The following is a 16,296-nucleotide window of genomic DNA, read 5'->3' as shown; positions in this document are numbered from 1 at the left end:
GCACAGTGAGCGGTCCCCGTATACTTCCGGGCCGACACCGCCATTAGGGGGCACTGTGCGCACATTGGGCCATGACGAGTTCCTCGCCATGCGTCGCTTTCCCGCCCTCGACGGGCTGCGCGCCATCGCGGCCACCATCGTGATCCTCTTCCACTTCGCGGGTCCGAAGTGGAGCTGGCTGTCCGGCTGGGTGGGTGTCTACATCTTCTTCGTGCTGTCCGGGTTCCTGATCACGACGCTGCTGTTGCGTGAGCAGGACCGGACGGGACGGATCTCGCTTTCGGCGTTCTATCTGCGCCGCGTGTTCCGGATCCTGCCGCCGTACCTGGTGATCCTCGGCGGGATCATCGTGTTCGTGTGGCTGCGCGGCGAGTTCTTCGCCCGCGAGTTCCCGCACGCGCTGAAGTACTACTTGACGTTCTTCAACGAGTTCCTGCCCGGCAGCAAGCCGAACGGCGCGGACAACTTCTTCAGCGGCTCCTGGACGCTGGGCATCGAGGAGAAGTTCTACCTGGTCTGGCCGTTCCTGCTGGTGGTCGCGGGCGCCGTCGGGCTGGCCGCGGCCTGGCGCAAGCTGGCACTGGCGATCGCCGCTTTCGCGCTGATGGCCGGACTGGTCGGCGTCACCAGCGGCTGGGTGCTCGACGGCCCGCAGGTGCCGATCTACCGGTCGACCGTGCACTACGCGATCCTGCTCATCGGCTGCGTGCTGGCGATCGCGATGCACTACCGCCGGTCCTACGCGGTGATCAAACCGCTGACCCACCCGCTCGCGGCGATCCCGGTGTTCGGCGCGTTCGCCGTCCTGCACGTCAACATGGAAAGCCTGTGGTGGAAGACCGACAGCAACCTGGGCCTGCTGATCGCCTACGGTCTGCTCTCGGCGATGTTGCTGGTCGTGCTGGTCTCGCCGGGCTCGCTGCGCTGGCTGCTGGCGACCAGGCCGATGCGCTTCGTCGGTGAACGGTCGTACTCGCTCTACCTGCTGCAGGGTCCGGTGCACTTCGCCGTGGTCGCGGCGATCCCGCCGCTGGGCGAGCACCGGATGATCAGCGCGCTGACCGTGTTCGCGGTCGGGCTGGGGATCGCGGACCTGATCCACCGCTGGGTGGAGCAGCCGATGATCACCACCGGCAAGAAGCTGATCGCGCGCCGCCAGGAACGCAAGGCCCTGCGTGCGGCCGAGGCCGAACTCAAGGCACCCAGCGCCGCCGTCGAAGCACCCAGCGCCGCGCGCTGACCCCCGCGTCCGTCCTCTGAACGCGGTAGCCGGCGTTCGGCAACCACCGCATTCAGAGGTAAGTCGAATGTGGCATGTTCGGGCGGGATGCGGCCTGGGTGACGTGGCACCGCACTCGCGTGCTTGACGCCGTAACTCGCGTGCTCAGAGCCGAGACACCCCAGTGCGGATCCAGGCACGCGAGTTACGCCTTCGCCCTGCCCGCCAGGGTCAGCGGGAGATCGTGACGATCGGGATGACCCGGTCGGTCTTCTGCTCGTAGTCGGCGAAGCCCGGCATGAGGCTGACCATCTTGGCGTAGAGCCTGTCGCGCTCGGCGCGGTCTTCGAGGACGACTGTCGCGGTCGCCTCGAACTTCTCCGTGCCGACCTCGATGGTGACCTTCGGGTTCGCCAGGATGTTGTGGTACCAGGCCGGGTTCTTGTCGGCTCCGGCGTACGACGCGGCGACGATGTACTTGCCGTCTTCCTCCGCGTACGCGAGCGGCGACGTCCGCGGCTCGCCGCTCTTCGCGCCGATGGTGGTGAGCAGCAGCAGGGAGCCGCCCTCGAACGGGCCGCCCACCTTCCCGTCGTTCTCGCGGAACTCCTTGATGATGTTCTTGTTCCAGTCGAGCGTGTCGGACATTCTTTCCTCCAGTGTCGTTCTCTCCACCGAGATTACTCAGAGCCGCTCTCGCGGGCCTTGCGCCGCTGCGCTTCCGCGCGCTCACGACACTTGCGCAGGAACTCTTCGTCGTCCTCAGGGCTCGTCGCGGCGAAGCGGCCAGGCCGGTCGTATTCCGGGAACGCCGGGGACTCGCGTTCGTACCGGCCACGCGGGGCGCGGACGGCATGCTGCGGACGGCCTGCGACCAGCCAGACGATCGAGCCGATCAGCGGGACCAGCAGCACCAGCAGGAGCCACATCCCCTTGGGCATGTTGCGGCACGAGCCCTCGTCGGTGGTGATCACGTCGACGATGCAGAAAATCCACAGGCCGAGTGTGAGAACGCCGAATAGACCATTGAAATACAGCATGGAAAACTCCCCAGTTCCAGATGACCGGGGTAAGTATTAGCACAGGAGGACGTCGAGAATTCCCGTGGCCACCGCGAGTGCCTGCGCCTGCCCCGGGCACCGCTTCGGCCCTGCTCCGAACGGCCGATCCGAGATATCCACCTCGACGACCTCGCCGCCGACCCACCGTCGGGTGATCCGGACCGGCGGATCCTCCCGGAGGACACGATCGAGCAGGCTCGCGGCGTCCTCGCCGGGCCGGTGCGCGGCCAACGCCTTGGTGATCAGCTTCGCCGTGGCGTCGCAGGCCTGCACCAGCAGCCCGATCCGCGCGGCCGTCCGCTCGTCGGCCTCGCCACCGCAGACCTCGATCAGCCGCGCCATGGCCTCGTCGGCGTCGAGGCCGGGTTCGGTATGCGGGTGGTAGCAGGCGGAAACCGTCGCGATGTCGCGGGAAACGTCCGGCAGCCCGAGTTCGGCCGCCAGCACGGCGACCGGGACCGTCCACACGATCCGGTCGACCGTTTCGTGCCGTAGTTCCCGGGCGAACGTGAAGGCCTTGTCCCGCAAGGACCCCATCGGCGCCAAGTCCGCGAGCACGAACGCGCGCCGCCGCGAGTGGTCCTCCGGACGGCTGAACCGGGCGACGTTCGCCCGCAGCCACCGGACACCACCGGGCTCGACGTCGTGGGGCACCGGCGGCACGGGCGCTTCGATCAGCGGATTCTCCATACCGTGACGTTAAGTGCGGAACACTTCGGTCACGGCCGAAACGCCGAGGGACCGGAAGCGGGTGGCTCGTTGTTATGGTGACCGGGTGACGGCCGTGTCGGAGGCAACCGAAGTCGACGGCGCGGGGCGAACGGCGCAACCGCGCCAGCTCATCGTGACCGTGTACGGCCTGTACTCACGCGGTGAAGGCGGCTGGCTTTCGGTCCGGTCCCTGATCGACCTGCTGGCCGGCGTGGACGTCGAGGAACCCGCCGTCCGGTCGTCGATCTCCCGGCTGAAGCGGCGCGGGATCCTTTCCGCGGTCCGCCGGAACGGTGCGGCCGGGTACGAACTTTCCGAGACCGCGCTGGCGATCCTGCGCGAAGGCGACGAGCGGATCTTCCGCCGCGAACGCGCCACCCCCGGTGACGGCTGGCTGCTCGCGGTGTTCTCCGTTCCGGAGGCCGAACGGCACAAAAGGCACGTTCTTCGCACACAGCTCGCCCGGCTCGGCTTCGGGACCGCGTCGTCCGGCGTCTGGATCGCGCCGGCGCACCTGCGCGACGCGACCTCCGACATGCTGCGACGGCTCGAACTGGAGGGTTACGCCGATCTCTTCCACGCCGAACATCTCGCGTTCGGTGACGTGCGGGAGAAGATCCGCGAGTGGTGGGACCTCGACCAGCTCGAGGCGCTGTACACCGCCTTCCTCGACGAGCACACGCCCGCGCTGCGCCGGTGGCAGCGGCGCAAGACCACAGACGAGGCCGAAGCGTTCGCCGACTACGTCCGGGTGTTGACCGACTGGCGGCGGCTGCCTTACCTCGACCCTGGCCTGCCTGCCGAGCTGCTCCCGTCCGGCTGGGCCGGGATCCGGGCGGCGGACCTCTTCTTCACGCTGCATTCGCGGCTGGGCGAGGCCGCGGCCGCGCACGTCTCGCATACGCTGCCCGACGTGTGATGAACGGGACTTTCCTGGCAAATTTTGCGATGAAAGTCCCGTTCATCACACGTCCGCGACCACCGCGAAGCCCTGCACCTCGACCAGCGCCTCGGCGTCCCAAAGCCGGCTGACACCGATCCCCGCCATCGCCGGGTATTCGCTCCCGGCCAGCCGTTTCCACACCGCGCCGATCTCGCGCGCGTGGGCGCGGTAATCGTCCATGTCGACGATGTAGATGGTCACGCTGCACAGATCCGACGGCTGCCCGCCCGCCGCGCGCAACGCGGTCAGCAGATTGGACAGCGCGCGTTCGAACTGCTCGACCACGCCGTCGCCGACGATGCGGTTCTGCTCGTCCAACGCCGTCTGACCGGCGAGGAAGACGAACCGCCCGCTCGCCGCGACGGCGTGCGAGAAGCCGGAAGGGCGGCCGAGCTCGGGCGGATTGATGCGCTCCATACCGGTGAGCATATCCCGTATCGTTGACGGTCGTACATACCGCGACATACCCTGAGCGACGTGCGTATCGCGGTGTTAGGCGGCGGCCCGGCGGGGCTCTACTTCGCCACGCTGGCGAAACAGCTCCATCCCGATCACGAGATCACCGTCTGGGAGCGCAACGCGCCCGACGACACCTTCGGGTTCGGGGTGGTGTTCTCCGACGAGACCCTCGGCGGCATCGAGCACGCCGATCCGGCCATCCACGCCGCCATGCGGCGCGAGTTCGCGCGCTGGGACGACATCGACGTCCACTTCCGCGGCACGGTGCACACCTCCGGCGGGCACGGGTTCGCCGCGATGAGCCGCAAACGGCTGCTCGGCATCCTCCAGGAGCGCTGCGCCGGACTCGGCGTGGACGTGCGGTTCCGCACCGCGGCGCCGAGCGCTGCCGAGGCGAGCGCGGAGTACGACCTCGTCGTCGCGGCGGACGGCGTCAACTCGCCGACCCGCACCGCTTTCGCCGAGAGCTTCCGGCCGGACATCCAGACCCGCCGCTGCAAGTACATCTGGCTCGGCACGGATCTGGTCTTCGACGCCTTCAAGTTCCACGTGCTGGAAACCCCGCACGGGATCATGCAGATCCACGGTTATCCCTACAGCGACACCGCGAGCACGTTCATCCTCGAACTGCACGAGGACGTCTGGCAGCGCGCGTTCGGCGGCATCGCCGCGACCTCGCTCGCCCCGGGTGAAAGCGACGAGAAGTCGATCGCCCTCATCCGGGAACTGTGCGCGGACGTCCTCGACGGGCACCAGGTGTTCGCCAACAACTCGAAGTGGACCGCGTTCGCCACCGTGCGCTGCGCGAGCTGGCGGCACGAGAACGTCGTCCTGCTCGGCGACGCCGCGCACACCGCGCACTTCTCCATCGGTTCCGGTACGAAGCTCGCCATGGAGGACGCGCTCGCGCTCGCCGCCTGCCTGCACGAACAGCCCGACACCGGCAGCGCCCTGAGCGCGTACGAGACCGAACGCCGCCCCGTCGTCACGTCGACCCAGCGCGCCGCGCAGGCGAGCCTGGAGTGGTTCGAAAACCTCGGCCAGTACACGCATCAGGATCCGGCGCAGTTCGCGTTCAACATCCTGACCCGCAGCCGCCGCGTCACCTACGACAACCTCAGGCTGCGCGATCCCGAGTTCGCCGCGGAGCTGGACACCTGGTTCGCGTCCACTTTGGACACGGAAGTCCGGCCGCCGATGTTCCAGCCGTTCCGGATCGGGAATTTGGACCTGCCGAACCGCGTCGTCGTTTCGCCGATGGACATGTACTCCTCCGAAGACGGCGTACCGACCGATTTCCACTTGGTACATCTGGGAAGCAAGGCGCTCGGCGGCGCCGGGCTGGTGATGACCGAGATGGTCTGCGTCTCCGAGACCGGCCGCATCACCCCCGGCTGCGGCGGTCTGTACACCGAGGAACAAGAGCGGGCGTGGGCCACGATCACCGGCTTCGTGCACGGGAACACACCCGCGCGGATCGGGGTCCAGCTGGGCCACTCCGGCCGCAAGGGCTCCACGAAACTGATGTGGGACGGGATCGACCAGCCGCTGCCGGAGGGGAACTGGGAGATCTGCGCCCCGTCCGCGATCCCGTACAGCGAAGCGAATCAGACCCCGCGCGAACTCACGAAACCCGAGCTGGCGGAGATCCGCGATCAGTTCGCGGACTCCGCCCGTGCCGCCGCGCGCGCCGGATTCGACCTGCTCGAACTCCACTGCGCGCACGGATACCTGCTTTCGTCCTTCCTGTCCCCGCTCACCAACCGGCGCGGCGACGAATACGGCGGCTCGCTGGAGAACCGGTTGCGCTTCCCGCTCGAAGTCTTCGACGCGGTCCGCGCGGCATGGCCCGCCGAGCGGCCGATGACGGTCCGCATCTCCGCGACAGACTGGCACGAAGGCGGGATCGACATCGACGACGCCGTCGAGATCGCCCGAGCGTTCGCCGAGCACGGCGCCGCCGGGATCGACGTCTCGACCGGCCAGGTCGTCAGCGAGGAGAAACCTCAGTACGGCCGCAGTTACCAAACGCCCTACGCCGACCGGATCCGCAACGAGATCGGGCGCGAATACGGGATCGCGGTGATCGCCGTCGGCGCGATCTCCTCCTACGACGACGTCAACTCGCTCATCCTCGCGGGCCGCGCGGATCTGTGCGCACTCGGCCGGACCCATCTTTACGATCCACAGTGGACACTCCATGCCGCCGCCGAACAGGGCTATCCGATGCCGTGGCCGAAGCAGTACGCGGCGGGCAGCAGGAAGCCGCAGGGCGGCCGGACCGACGGACCGAAACCACGGCTGGAACTGTTGCGCTCGGGAGAACCCGGCACGGCACACGCCCGCTGGCGACCTGGGAGCGATCGATGACCGCCTTCGCGTTGAATCCTCGACAGCAGGCTTTCGCCGACGAGGTGCGGCGGCTGGGCGCCGAGAAACTCCGTCCGCTGGCCGAATCCGGTACCGAAGGCGCGGTGAACCGGCCGCTGCTCAAGGAAATGGGTGCTCTCGGCCTGCTTTCCCGGCTGTTCCCCGGTGTCGACGGCGGCAGCCCGAGCCGGGAGGCGGCCGCGACTGATCTCTGCATCCTGCGGGAATCCCTCGCGAGCCAGAGCACCGAGGCCGAGACCGCGTTGGCCCTGCAGGGTTTGGGCACGTATCCGGTACTGCAGTCCGGGCAGGACGCGCAAGTCTCGAAGTGGGTTCCGGCGGTGGCCGCGGGTGACGCCGTCGCCGCCTTCGCGCTGACCGAACCGAACGCGGGCTCGGACGCGGCGGCCCTGGAACTTTCCGCCGAGCCCGACGGCGACGGCTGGCGCCTGACCGGCGAGAAGATGTGGATCTCCAACGCCCCCGAGGCCGATTTCTACAGCGTTTTCGCCCGCACCACGCCGGAAGCGGGCTCACGCGGCGTCTCGGCGTTCGTCGTCCCCGCCGATCGCGCCGGGCTCTCCGGCGAGCATCTCGATCTCGTCAGCCCGCACCCGATCGGCACCCTCGTCTTCGACGGCGTCCGGGTCGAGCGGGACGAACTGCTCGGCGAACAGGACCGCGGCTTCGGCGTCGCGATGCGGACGCTGGACCTGTTCCGGCCGAGTGTCGGCGCGTTCGCCGTCGGCATGGCCCAGGCCGCGCTCGACGCCGCCGTCTCCCACGCCCAGACCCGGATCGCGTTCGGCGGACCGCTGCTCAAGCAGCAGACCGTGGCGCACACCCTCGCCGAAATGGCGACCAGGACCGAGGCTTCCCGGCTGCTCGTCTACGCGGCGGCCGCCGCCTACGACGCGGGCGAGCGGAACCTCGCCGGGCGGGCCGCGATGGCGAAGCTGTTCGCCACCGAAACAGCCCAGTACGTCGTCGACTCCGCCGTGCAGATCCACGGCGCGCGGGCGCTGCGGCGAGGGCATCTGCTCGAACACCTCTACCGCGAGGTCCGCGCGCCGCGTATCTACGAAGGCGCTTCCGAGGTGCAGCGGACGATCATCGCGCGATCGCTGGCTTCTTCTTCGCCGGACGGCGGTCGAGGTACCACTGCGTGACGAGCAGAACCAGCGTCCGCTCGACCAGACCGTGATCGCGCCAGGCGGCTTCGATCGGGTGGGTCCGCCGCCTTATTTCACCAGTTAATACATGGCAGAGGCTAAGGTCGTGGGGCATCCTGGAAGCTTCGCCGCCACAAGATGGGTACCGCATGCCTGCCAAGCGCACCACCGTCCGTGACCTGCGGCGGCACAACCGTTCCCTCCTGCTGTCGAAACTCTACTTCGACGGCCCGCTCAGCCGCCACGAATTGAGCGGTCTGACCGGTTTGAGCGCCGCGACCGTCAGCAACGTGACCGCCGAGCTCGGCGAAGAACGCCTCATCGTCGAAGCAGGCTTGGTCGAGTCCGACGGCGGCAGGCCGCGCGTCCTGCTCCGCGTCGACCCCGCGTACGGCAATGTCGCCGGCGTGGACATCGGCGAGACCGGGGTGAAGGTCGAACTGTTCGACCTCACCATGAACCGGATCGCCACCGTCGAACATCCCTTCGCCTCGCCGCGGCCCGACGCGGCGGCGGCCGTCGCCCTGGTGGCGTCCGGGCTCCGGGAAGTGATCACGGAATCGGGTGTCGACGAGGCGACCGTGCTCGGCGTCGGCGTCGGCGTTCCCGGCACCGTCGAGCAAGGGGAAGCACTCCGCGTCCACGCGCCCACCATCGGCTGGGAAGCGGTCCCGCTGACGGATCTGCTGCGCGCGGAGGGGGTCGAGCTGCCGCTGTTCGTCGACAACGGCGCGAAAACCCAGGGGCAGGGGGAAATGTGGTTCGGCGCCGGACGTGGCGCCCGGCACGCGGTGATCGTCCTGATCGGATCCGGGGTCGGCGCGGCCGTGATCACCGACGGCACCACCTATCGCGGTTCCACCAGCAGCGCGGGCGAATGGGGTCATACGACGATCGTCTACGGCGGACAGGAATGCCGCTGCGGATCGCGGGGCTGCCTGGAGTCCTACGTCGGCGCGGAGGGTGTCCTCGCGCGCTATCGCAAGGCACGTGGCGGAAAAACCGCCGCGGGCGAGGACGAGCAGTCGCAGTTCGCCGCCCTGCTGGAGTCGGCCGGTAAGTCCAAGACGGCGGCCAAGGTGCTGGAGGAGACGGCGGGGTACCTCGGCGCCGGGATCGGCAACCTGATCAACCTGTTCAACCCGGAGCGGATCGTGCTGGGCGGCTGGGCCGGGCTCGCGCTCGGCGAGGGGCACCTGTCCGAGATCCGGCGCGTGGCGGGCGAGCACGCGCTGAAGCACGTGTTCGACCAGACCGAGATCGAACTCGGCAGGCTCGGACCGGACGCCGTCGCCATAGGAGCCGCCACGCTCCCGGTCGCCGCTCTCCTGGAGCAGGGCGCGGACCCGCGGACCGCCGGATCGAAGCGCGGGACGGCCGCCTGACCCCTTCCGCGCCGCCTTAATTCGAGGTGGAAAATTACTGACGCCGATGCCTTGCCGCAGTGGTAGAGACCATGCATACTTTGTTGCCAGGCACAACAAAGTAGTTCTGCCACGCGCTTTCCGTTCTCCCGCGTCCGCTGCCGCGCGGGGTCCCCAACGGTCAGAGAGGCGACAACGATGTCCATCTCATCGCGAATCCGCTGGACGGCGCTCCTCGCTGTCGGCGTCCTCCTCGGTTCACTTCCGGCCACGACCCAGGCTCCGGTTTCCGAGGCCGCGGTCTTGGCCGCCACCTTCACCGACGACTTCACCGGTCCCGCGGGCGCCGGGATCGACACCTCGAAGTGGCACTTCGAGACCGGCGACAACGTGAACAACCACGAGCGCCAGTGGTACACGTCCGGGACGGACAACGCGGCGCTCGACGGCCAGGGCAACCTGGTCATCACCGCGAAGAAGGAGAACCCCGGCAACTACAACTGCTGGTACGGCCGCTGTGAGTACACCTCGGCCCGACTGTCCACGCAGGGTCAGTTCACGCAGACGTACGGCCGGTTCGAAGCGCGGATGAAACTGCCGCGCGGGCAGGGAATGTGGCCCGCGTTCTGGATGCTCGGCGCCGACATCGGCAACGTGGGCTGGCCCAACAGCGGCGAGATCGACATCATGGAGAACGTCGGCTTCGAGCCGAACACGGTGCACGGCACCATCCACGGCCCCGGCTACTCCGGCGCGGGCGGTATCGGCGCCGCCTACAACGGCCCGAACTTCTCCGACGACTTCCACACCTACGCCGTGGACTGGGCGCCGAACCAGATCAAGTGGTACGTGGACGGAAACCTCTACCAGACAAGGACTCCTGCCGATCTCAACGGTAACCGCTGGGTCTTCGACCACCCCTTCTACCTGATCTTGAACCTCGCCGTCGGCGGCTACTGGCCGGGTGACCCGAACTCCAGCACCGTCTTCCCGCAGCGCCTCGTCGTCGACTACGTGCGCGTCAACTCCAGCGACACCGCCGGGAACACCGGGCGGATCACCGGTATCGGCGGCAAATGCGTCGACGTCGCCGGGGCGAACACCGCCAACGGAACGCCGATCCAGCTCACCGACTGCAACGGCAACGCCGCCCAGAACTGGACCGTCGGCGGCGACGGCACGATCCGCGCACTGGGCAAGTGCATGGACGTCTCCGGCGGCTCGACCGCCGACGGCGCGCCGGTACAACTCTGGGACTGCAACGGTTCCGGCGCGCAGAAGTGGACGATCAGCGGAGCGAGGGACATCGTCAACCCGCAGGCGAACAAGTGCCTCGACGCCACCGGGAACAGCTCCGCGAACGGGACCCGGCTTCAGCTCTGGACCTGTGCCGGTACCGCCAACCAGAAGTGGACCACGCCCTGACCCAGCCCCATGCCCCGCGTTTAGCCCGCTAAATGCGCCATGTCGCGACAGCGTGCGTGCCACTTCGCCCTACGTCTCAATTAGTGGGCGCGTTCGGTGTCCCCAATGTGGCTTTGGAGACCTTGAGTGTCCCCAAAGCCACATTGGGGACACCGGTTCCGCGACGCGGCCGGATCCCCGTTCTGAAGGGAACTTTCGAGACGTTCAACGTCCCAAAGGGAGCCTTCACGACACCCCAGGCCACGAAGACCTCATCCCGCCCCGGCGGGCACCAACCCGCCCATGTTCGCGCTACCTCTCAATAAACGCGTTCAGGCGCGTTCCGCGTAGGCCTCGACGAGCTGGTTTTCGGCGTCGGTGAGGTACTGCGCGAGAAGCGCTTCGGCACCGGCGCCGTCGCCTGCCTCGATCCGTTCGAGGATCTCCGCGTTGCGTTTGAGGTACGGCTCGTGGAAGCGCCGCGGGTCGGCCATCATGTGGAACACCAGCCGCAGCTCGGCGAAGATGCCGCGCATCAGCTCGTCGATCCGTTCGCTGCCACCGAGTTCCGCGATCGCCGAATGGAACCGGATGTTCGCGGTGCCGAGGTCCTGCCACCGCTCGCTCCGCTCGGCGAGCCTGCCGTCCTCGACCATGCGCGCGAGCTTCGCGAACGTCGGCGGCTTCTCGGTCACCGCGCGGACCGCCGAGCACTCGACGACCTTGCGCACCTTGTAGAGATCGACGACGTCTTCGACCGAGAGCACCCGCACGAAAACGCCTCGGTTGAGTTCATGGGTCAACAGCCGCTCGTGCGTGAGCAGCCGGAACGCCTCGCGCAGCGTGTTCCGCGAGACGCCGAGCGCCGAGCCGATGTCGTGCTCCGAAAGCCGCACCCCCGGCAGGAAGAACCCTTCCGCGATCCGTGTGCGCAGGACGCCCGCGACCCGCTCGGCGGTGCTGGTGCGGCTGATCATGCCGCGATCCGCTTCGAGTCCTCGCACCGATGCAGGACCACCCTCCGCGATCGTCACGTGACCGATCCTACCTGCGCACAAGAGAGCCAGCCAAGGATACTCTTGTGGAATTGTTGAACAATACCTACAGTGGCTATCCATGTGACCCGTGCCACGATGAGCTCACCCACTGGAGGTGCCGATGGACGCGACAGCCACCACCGAAGACACACGCCCCTTCGCCTGGTTCCGCACGCTCGGTTCGCGAGGCCGCCGGGCCTTCGTCGGCGCGTTCGGCGGGTACGGGCTCGACTCGTTCGACTACCAGACGCTGCCGCTGGGCCTGGCCGCCATCACCGCCTACTACGGCCTCTCCGGTGGCGAAGCCGGTCTGCTCGGCACGACGACGCTGGTGGTCTCGGCGATCGGCGGCATCGGCGCCGGCGTACTGGCCGACCGCATCGGTCGCGTCCGCACCCTCCAGATCACCATCGCGATGTACACGATCTTCACCGTGCTCTGCGGGTTCGCGCCGAACTTCGAGACGCTCCTGATCTTCCGCGCCCTGCAGGGGCTCGGTTTCGGCGGTGAGTGGGCCGCCGGTGCCGCGCTGGTGGCGGAGTACTCGCAGGCGAAGTACCGCGGCCGCACGGTCGCCTTCGTGCAGAGCGCGTGGGCTGTCGGCTGGGCCCTTTCGGTCGTCGTCTACACCGTCGTCTTCAGCATCTGGAGCCCGGACATCGCGTGGCGCGTCATGTTCTGGACCGGCGTCATCCCCGCGCTGCTGGTGCTGTGGGTCCGCCGCAACGTCCAGGACGCCCCCGTCGCGGAAGCGGCCCGTGTCACGAAGAAGGAACGCGGTTCGCTCGCGGGCATCTTCAAACCGGATCTGCTGCGCACGACGTTCTTCGCCGCACTGCTCGCCACCGGTGTCCAGGGCGGTTACTACACGCTCGCGACCTGGCTGCCCAGCTACCTCAAGACCACCCGCGGCCTCACCGTCATCGGGACCGGCGGCTACCTGGCGTTCCTGATCTCCGGCGCGTTCATCGGCTACGTCACCGGCGGTTATCTCACGGATCTCTTGGGCCGCAAGAAAACCTTCCTGCTGTTCTCCGTGCTGTCGGCGGGTCTCATCATCGCCTACACGCAGATCCCGGCGGGCGCGAACACGCTCGTACTGTTCCTCGGCTTCCCGCTCGGGTTCTCGATGTCCGCGATCTTCAGCGGGTTCGGCGCGTTCCTCGCCGAGCTGTACCCGTCGGCGCTGCGCGGGACCGGGCAGGGTTTCACCTACAACCTCGGCCGGGCCATCGGGGCGACCTTCCCCGCCGTGGTCGGTTTCCTCGGCGCGGGCGGCGCGATGGTGTTCGGCGCGGTCGGCTACGGCATCGCCGTACTGGCCCTGCTCGGTCTGCCCGAGACTCGCGGGCGCGAACTTCTGTGACGACAATCGGAAGAGGAGGCACCGCGATGACCACCTTCGACGAACCGGCGACGATGACCCCCGGCGAGGCCCGCGCCCTGTTCCGCGCGGGTACCGCCCGCCCGACCACCGGCTGGGCGAACGGGTTCACCCAGACCAACCTGATCGCCGTGCCCGAGGACTGGGCCTACGACGTCCTGCTGTTCTGCCAGCGCAATCCACAGCCCTGCCCGGTGCTCGACGTCAGCGATCCGGGCGACCCGTCGACGCGGCTGGCGCCCGGCGCGGATCTGCGCACCGACCTGCCGCGTTACCGCGTGTGGCAGAACGGCGCGCTGTCCGGCGAGATCTCGGACGCGAGCGGGCTGTGGCGCAGTGACATGGTCGCGTTCTCGATCGGCTGCAGTTTCACCTTCGAATCGGCGCTGGCCGCCGAGGGGATCCCGCTGCGGCACGTCGACCAGGGCCGCAACGTGGCGATGTACGTGACGAACCGCGAGTGCGTCCCGGCCGGGCGGCTGCACGGGCCGATGGTGGTCTCGATGCGGCAGATCCCCGAAGACCGCGTCGACGACGCCGTGCGGATCACCCGTGCGATGCCGTCCGTGCACGGCGCGCCCGTGCACGTCGGTGACCCCGGCGCGCTCGGCATCGCCGACCTCGGCAAACCCGATTTCGGCGATCCGGTCGAGGCGGAACCCGGTGACGTGCCGGTGTTCTGGGCGTGCGGCGTGACCCCGCAGGCGGCGCTGATGGCCTCGCGGCCGCCGTTCGCGATCACGCACGCGCCGGGCTACATGTTCGTGACCGACAAACTCGACAGTGAGTTCAGGGTGGCCTGATGGATCTCAGCCGTATTGACCTCAACAGTGACCTGGGCGAAGGCTTCGGCGCCTGGAAGATGGGCGACGACGACGCCATGCTCGACATCGTCACCAGTGCGAACGTCGCGTGCGGTTTCCACGCCGGTGACCCTTCGGTGATGCGGCGGGTCTGCGAGCGCGCGGCGGAACGCGGTGTCGTCGTCGGCGCCCACGTCGCCTACCGCGATCTGGCCGGATTCGGACGGCGGGCGATGGACGTCGCCCCCGCCGACCTGGCCGACGACGTGCTCTACCAGATCGGCGCGCTCGATGCGTTCGCGCGGGCGGCCGGGACGCGGGTGCGGTACGTCAAACCGCACGGGGCGTTGTACAACACCGCTTCCGTGGATCCGGAGCAGGCGGCCGCGGTGGTCGAAGGCATCCGCCGGTTCTTCCCCGCGCTCGCGCTGCTGTGCCCGCCGGACTCGGAAATGGCCAAGCAGGCCGAAAAAGCCGGGTTCCCCGCGTACGCCGAGGCCTTCGCCGACCGCGCGTACACACCGGAAGGCCTTCTGGTGTCACGGAAACTGCCGGGTGCCGTCCTGCACGACGCCGACGAGGTGGCCGGACGGGCGGTCGCGATGGCCACCACCGGCAAGGTCATCGCCGACGACGGAAGCGAGCTGACGCTGCGGCCGCATTCGCTGTGCGTGCACGGTGACACGCCCGGCGCCGTCGAGCTGGCGCGACGGATCCGCGCGGGACTGAGCGCGTCGGGCGTCCACCTCGGCTCGTTCCTCGAAGCCGCATGATGCGAGTGCAGCCCTACGGGGCGCGTGCGGCCATGGTCGACTTCGACGACCCGTCGGAGGTGCTCGGGCTGCACGCGTCACTGGAGCAGGATCCGCTGGACGGTGTCGTGGAGCTGGTCCCGGCCGCGCGGACGCTCCTGGTCCGGTTCGACCCTGGCCGGACGCACCACGACCGCCTCGCCGGCGCGATCCTCGACCGGTCCACTGTGGACGTATCACCGCGCGAGACGGCGGAGATCGTCGTGCCGGTGCGCTACGACGGCCCGGATCTGGCCGACGTCGCGGCAGCGGCGGGTATGTCGGCCGAAGCGGTCGTCCGGCGGCACGAGGACGGCACCTATGTCTCGGCGTTCTGTGGCTTCGCACCGGGTTTCGCCTACCTGACCGGACTCGATCCGGCGTTGCACCTGCCGCGCCGGTCGAGCCCGCGCACCAGGGTGCCCGCCGGTTCGGTCGCGATCGCGGGCGAGTACACGGCGGTGTACCCGCACGCCTCGCCGGGTGGATGGCAGCTGATCGGGCGGACCACCCTGGCGGTGTGGGACGTCGACCGGGAGCCGCCGAACCTGCTGTCGCCGGGCACGCGGATCCGGTTCACTTCATGACCGCGAAGATCGAAGTCGTCCGCCCGGGAATCTTCGCCACCGTTCAGGACCTCGGACGGCCGGGGCTGGCCGCGATCGGCGTCGGCCGGTCCGGCGCCGCCGACCGGGGCTCGCTGCGGCTGGCCAACCGGCTGGTCGGGAACCCCGAAGGCAACGCGGCTCTGGAATGCGTCCTGGGCGGCCTCGTGCTGCGCTTCCCGGCGCCCGCGACCGTCGCGGTCACCGGCGCGCCCTGCTCGATCACCGTCGGCGGCCGGGCTTTCGGCCCGAACTCGCCGATCCCGGTCGGCACTGGCGACGAACTCGTCCTCGGCACGGCCGCCCAGGGTTTGCGCTGTTATGTCGCCGTGCGGGGCGGTGTCGACGTCGCTCCGGTGCTGGGTTCCCGGGCGACCGACACCCTCGGCAAACTGGGCCCGCCCGTGCTGTCCGCCGGAATGACCTTGCCGGTGGGGCACCGGGTTCTGCCTCATCCCGGCGTCGACCTCGCACCCGCTGCTCCGCTGGCGGAGGAGCCGGTGCTGCGGGTGACCGTGGGGCCTCGGATGTCTTGGTTCGTACCCGGCGCACTGTCCACTTTGATCACTTCCGCGTTCGTGGCCACCGCCGATGTCGATCGGGTGGGTGTACGCCTGGAAGGGCCCGAGCTTTCGCGGGCGCGCGATGGTGAGCTGCCGCCCGAGGCCGCCGTGCCCGGCGCGTTGCAGGTCCCTCCTTCAGGGCAGCCGATCCTGTTCCTGGCCGACCATCCGGTGACCGGGGGCTATCCGGTGATCGCGGTGGTCGAGGAGGCGGACCTGGATGTGGCCGCGCAGGTGCGGCCGGGGCAACGGGTCCGGTTCCGTCTCGTGAGTGCCAATAAGGGTTATTGATCCGTAAGGCACGGCCGCAACAGCACCACCAGTCAGTCACACCGGCTGCGCGTGAAGGCCCCCTTCCCTCGGCTCAGCCGAGGGAAGGGGGCCTTCACGCGCTTCCCCCACGAGCCGGT

At 68.7% G+C, this 16,296-nt stretch carries 16 protein-coding genes; 11 read left to right on the top strand and 5 right to left on the bottom strand.

The features are described 5' to 3' along the window. Positions 1 to 55: 55 nt before the first annotated feature. On the top strand, positions 56 to 1,240 hold the full coding sequence (locus ACZ5ZX_RS14820) for an acyltransferase family protein (RefSeq protein ID WP_465502512.1): 1,185 nt from the start codon (positions 56 to 58) through the stop codon (positions 1,238 to 1,240). Between the two features lie 210 nt (positions 1,241 to 1,450). On the opposite strand, the gene ACZ5ZX_RS14815 is transcribed toward ACZ5ZX_RS14820, so the two are convergent. The 3 genes from ACZ5ZX_RS14815 to ACZ5ZX_RS14805 are packed head-to-tail and all read right to left on the bottom strand — an operon-like array spanning position 1,451 to position 2,970. Continuing rightward, positions 1,451 to 1,867, bottom strand: a complete 417-nt coding sequence (locus tag ACZ5ZX_RS14815; protein ID WP_465502511.1) for a nitroreductase family deazaflavin-dependent oxidoreductase — start codon at positions 1,865 to 1,867, stop codon at positions 1,451 to 1,453. Between the two features lie 32 nt (positions 1,868 to 1,899). Further along, positions 1,900 to 2,259: a PLDc N-terminal domain-containing protein gene (locus ACZ5ZX_RS14810; RefSeq protein WP_465502510.1), complete on the bottom strand. Its 360-nt coding sequence runs from the start codon at positions 2,257 to 2,259 to the stop codon at positions 1,900 to 1,902. A gap of 36 nt (positions 2,260 to 2,295) precedes the next feature. Further along, positions 2,296 to 2,970: a cytochrome P450 family protein gene (locus tag ACZ5ZX_RS14805; protein WP_465502509.1), complete on the bottom strand. Its 675-nt coding sequence runs from the start codon at positions 2,968 to 2,970 to the stop codon at positions 2,296 to 2,298. Between the two features lie 85 nt (positions 2,971 to 3,055). Here ACZ5ZX_RS14805 and ACZ5ZX_RS14800 point away from each other — a divergent pair, with 85 nt between their 5' ends. Then, positions 3,056 to 3,910: a PaaX family transcriptional regulator gene (locus ACZ5ZX_RS14800; protein WP_465502508.1), complete on the top strand. Its 855-nt coding sequence runs from the start codon at positions 3,056 to 3,058 to the stop codon at positions 3,908 to 3,910. Between the two features lie 45 nt (positions 3,911 to 3,955). On the opposite strand, the gene ACZ5ZX_RS14795 is transcribed toward ACZ5ZX_RS14800, so the two are convergent. Next, positions 3,956 to 4,363: a RidA family protein gene (locus ACZ5ZX_RS14795; protein ID WP_465502507.1), complete on the bottom strand. Its 408-nt coding sequence runs from the start codon at positions 4,361 to 4,363 to the stop codon at positions 3,956 to 3,958. Between the two features lie 48 nt (positions 4,364 to 4,411). Here ACZ5ZX_RS14795 and ACZ5ZX_RS14790 point away from each other — a divergent pair, with 48 nt between their 5' ends. From ACZ5ZX_RS14790 to ACZ5ZX_RS14775, 4 genes are all read left to right on the top strand, one after another. Continuing rightward, positions 4,412 to 6,763, top strand: coding sequence for a bifunctional salicylyl-CoA 5-hydroxylase/oxidoreductase (locus ACZ5ZX_RS14790; protein ID WP_465502506.1), 2,352 nt, complete (start codon positions 4,412 to 4,414; stop codon positions 6,761 to 6,763). Beyond that, the gene (locus ACZ5ZX_RS14785; RefSeq protein WP_465502505.1) at positions 6,760 to 7,932 is read left to right on the top strand and encodes an acyl-CoA dehydrogenase family protein; all 1,173 of its coding nucleotides are present in this window, start codon (positions 6,760 to 6,762) and stop codon (positions 7,930 to 7,932) included. The genes ACZ5ZX_RS14790 and ACZ5ZX_RS14785 overlap by 4 nt, the downstream gene beginning before the upstream one ends. Positions 7,933 to 8,084: 152 nt before the next feature. Continuing rightward, positions 8,085 to 9,320, top strand: a complete 1,236-nt coding sequence (locus ACZ5ZX_RS14780) for an ROK family transcriptional regulator (RefSeq protein WP_465502504.1) — start codon at positions 8,085 to 8,087, stop codon at positions 9,318 to 9,320. A gap of 177 nt (positions 9,321 to 9,497) precedes the next feature. Beyond that, positions 9,498 to 10,724 (top strand): RICIN domain-containing protein, encoded by a 1,227-nt coding sequence (locus ACZ5ZX_RS14775; protein ID WP_465502503.1) that lies wholly within the window; start codon positions 9,498 to 9,500, stop codon positions 10,722 to 10,724. Positions 10,725 to 11,035: 311 nt separating this feature from the next. On the opposite strand, the gene ACZ5ZX_RS14770 is transcribed toward ACZ5ZX_RS14775, so the two are convergent. Beyond that, the gene (locus ACZ5ZX_RS14770) at positions 11,036 to 11,680 is read right to left on the bottom strand and encodes a GntR family transcriptional regulator (protein WP_465502732.1); all 645 of its coding nucleotides are present in this window, start codon (positions 11,678 to 11,680) and stop codon (positions 11,036 to 11,038) included. A gap of 181 nt (positions 11,681 to 11,861) precedes the next feature. On the opposite strand from ACZ5ZX_RS14770, the gene ACZ5ZX_RS14765 reads away from it, so the two are divergent. Genes ACZ5ZX_RS14765 through ACZ5ZX_RS14745 form a run of 5 tightly spaced genes read left to right on the top strand, consistent with a single transcriptional unit; the run spans position 11,862 to position 16,177 of the window. Beyond that, positions 11,862 to 13,106: an MFS transporter gene (locus tag ACZ5ZX_RS14765; RefSeq protein WP_465502502.1), complete on the top strand. Its 1,245-nt coding sequence runs from the start codon at positions 11,862 to 11,864 to the stop codon at positions 13,104 to 13,106. A 26-nt stretch (positions 13,107 to 13,132) separates the two neighbouring features. Next, positions 13,133 to 13,927 (top strand): putative hydro-lyase, encoded by a 795-nt coding sequence (locus ACZ5ZX_RS14760; RefSeq protein ID WP_465502501.1) that lies wholly within the window; start codon positions 13,133 to 13,135, stop codon positions 13,925 to 13,927. A gap of 14 nt (positions 13,928 to 13,941) precedes the next feature. Beyond that, a complete protein-coding gene (locus ACZ5ZX_RS14755) occupies positions 13,942 to 14,700 on the top strand; it encodes a LamB/YcsF family protein (protein WP_465502731.1) in 759 nt (252 codons plus the stop codon). Then, on the top strand, positions 14,700 to 15,305 hold the full coding sequence (pxpB, locus tag ACZ5ZX_RS14750; protein ID WP_465502730.1) for a 5-oxoprolinase subunit PxpB: 606 nt from the start codon (positions 14,700 to 14,702) through the stop codon (positions 15,303 to 15,305). The genes ACZ5ZX_RS14755 and pxpB overlap by 1 nt, the downstream gene beginning before the upstream one ends. Next, a complete protein-coding gene (locus ACZ5ZX_RS14745; RefSeq protein ID WP_465502500.1) occupies positions 15,302 to 16,177 on the top strand; it encodes a 5-oxoprolinase subunit C family protein in 876 nt (291 codons plus the stop codon). Before pxpB ends, ACZ5ZX_RS14745 begins: the two co-directional genes overlap by 4 nt. The last annotated feature ends 119 nt before the right edge of the window (positions 16,178 to 16,296 follow it).

The sequence above is a fragment of the Amycolatopsis sp. NPDC033938 genome (genome assembly GCF_055575975.1).
Note: the sequence above shows the minus strand (reverse complement) of the source record. Positions and strands in the feature narration are given on the sequence as shown.

Bases quoted from the DNA above. Each gene is read 5' to 3' on its own strand.
- ACZ5ZX_RS14815 (WP_465502511.1), bottom strand. From the start codon at position 1,867: ATGTCCGACACGCTCGACTGGAACAAGAACATCATCAAGGAGTTCCGC.
- ACZ5ZX_RS14810 (WP_465502510.1), bottom strand. From the start codon at position 2,259: ATGCTGTATTTCAATGGTCTATTCGGCGTTCTCACACTCGGCCTGTGG.
- ACZ5ZX_RS14805 (WP_465502509.1), bottom strand. From the start codon at position 2,970: ATGGAGAATCCGCTGATCGAAGCGCCCGTGCCGCCGGTGCCCCACGAC.
- ACZ5ZX_RS14795 (WP_465502507.1), bottom strand. From the start codon at position 4,363: ATGCTCACCGGTATGGAGCGCATCAATCCGCCCGAGCTCGGCCGCCCT.
- ACZ5ZX_RS14785 (WP_465502505.1), top strand. From the start codon at position 6,760: ATGACCGCCTTCGCGTTGAATCCTCGACAGCAGGCTTTCGCCGACGAG.
- ACZ5ZX_RS14780 (WP_465502504.1), top strand. From the start codon at position 8,085: ATGCCTGCCAAGCGCACCACCGTCCGTGACCTGCGGCGGCACAACCGT.
- ACZ5ZX_RS14775 (WP_465502503.1), top strand. From the start codon at position 9,498: ATGTCCATCTCATCGCGAATCCGCTGGACGGCGCTCCTCGCTGTCGGC.
- ACZ5ZX_RS14770 (WP_465502732.1), bottom strand. From the start codon at position 11,680: ATGATCAGCCGCACCAGCACCGCCGAGCGGGTCGCGGGCGTCCTGCGC.
- ACZ5ZX_RS14765 (WP_465502502.1), top strand. From the start codon at position 11,862: ATGGACGCGACAGCCACCACCGAAGACACACGCCCCTTCGCCTGGTTC.
- ACZ5ZX_RS14760 (WP_465502501.1), top strand. From the start codon at position 13,133: ATGACCACCTTCGACGAACCGGCGACGATGACCCCCGGCGAGGCCCGC.
- pxpB (WP_465502730.1), top strand. From the start codon at position 14,700: ATGCGAGTGCAGCCCTACGGGGCGCGTGCGGCCATGGTCGACTTCGAC.
- ACZ5ZX_RS14745 (WP_465502500.1), top strand. From the start codon at position 15,302: ATGACCGCGAAGATCGAAGTCGTCCGCCCGGGAATCTTCGCCACCGTT.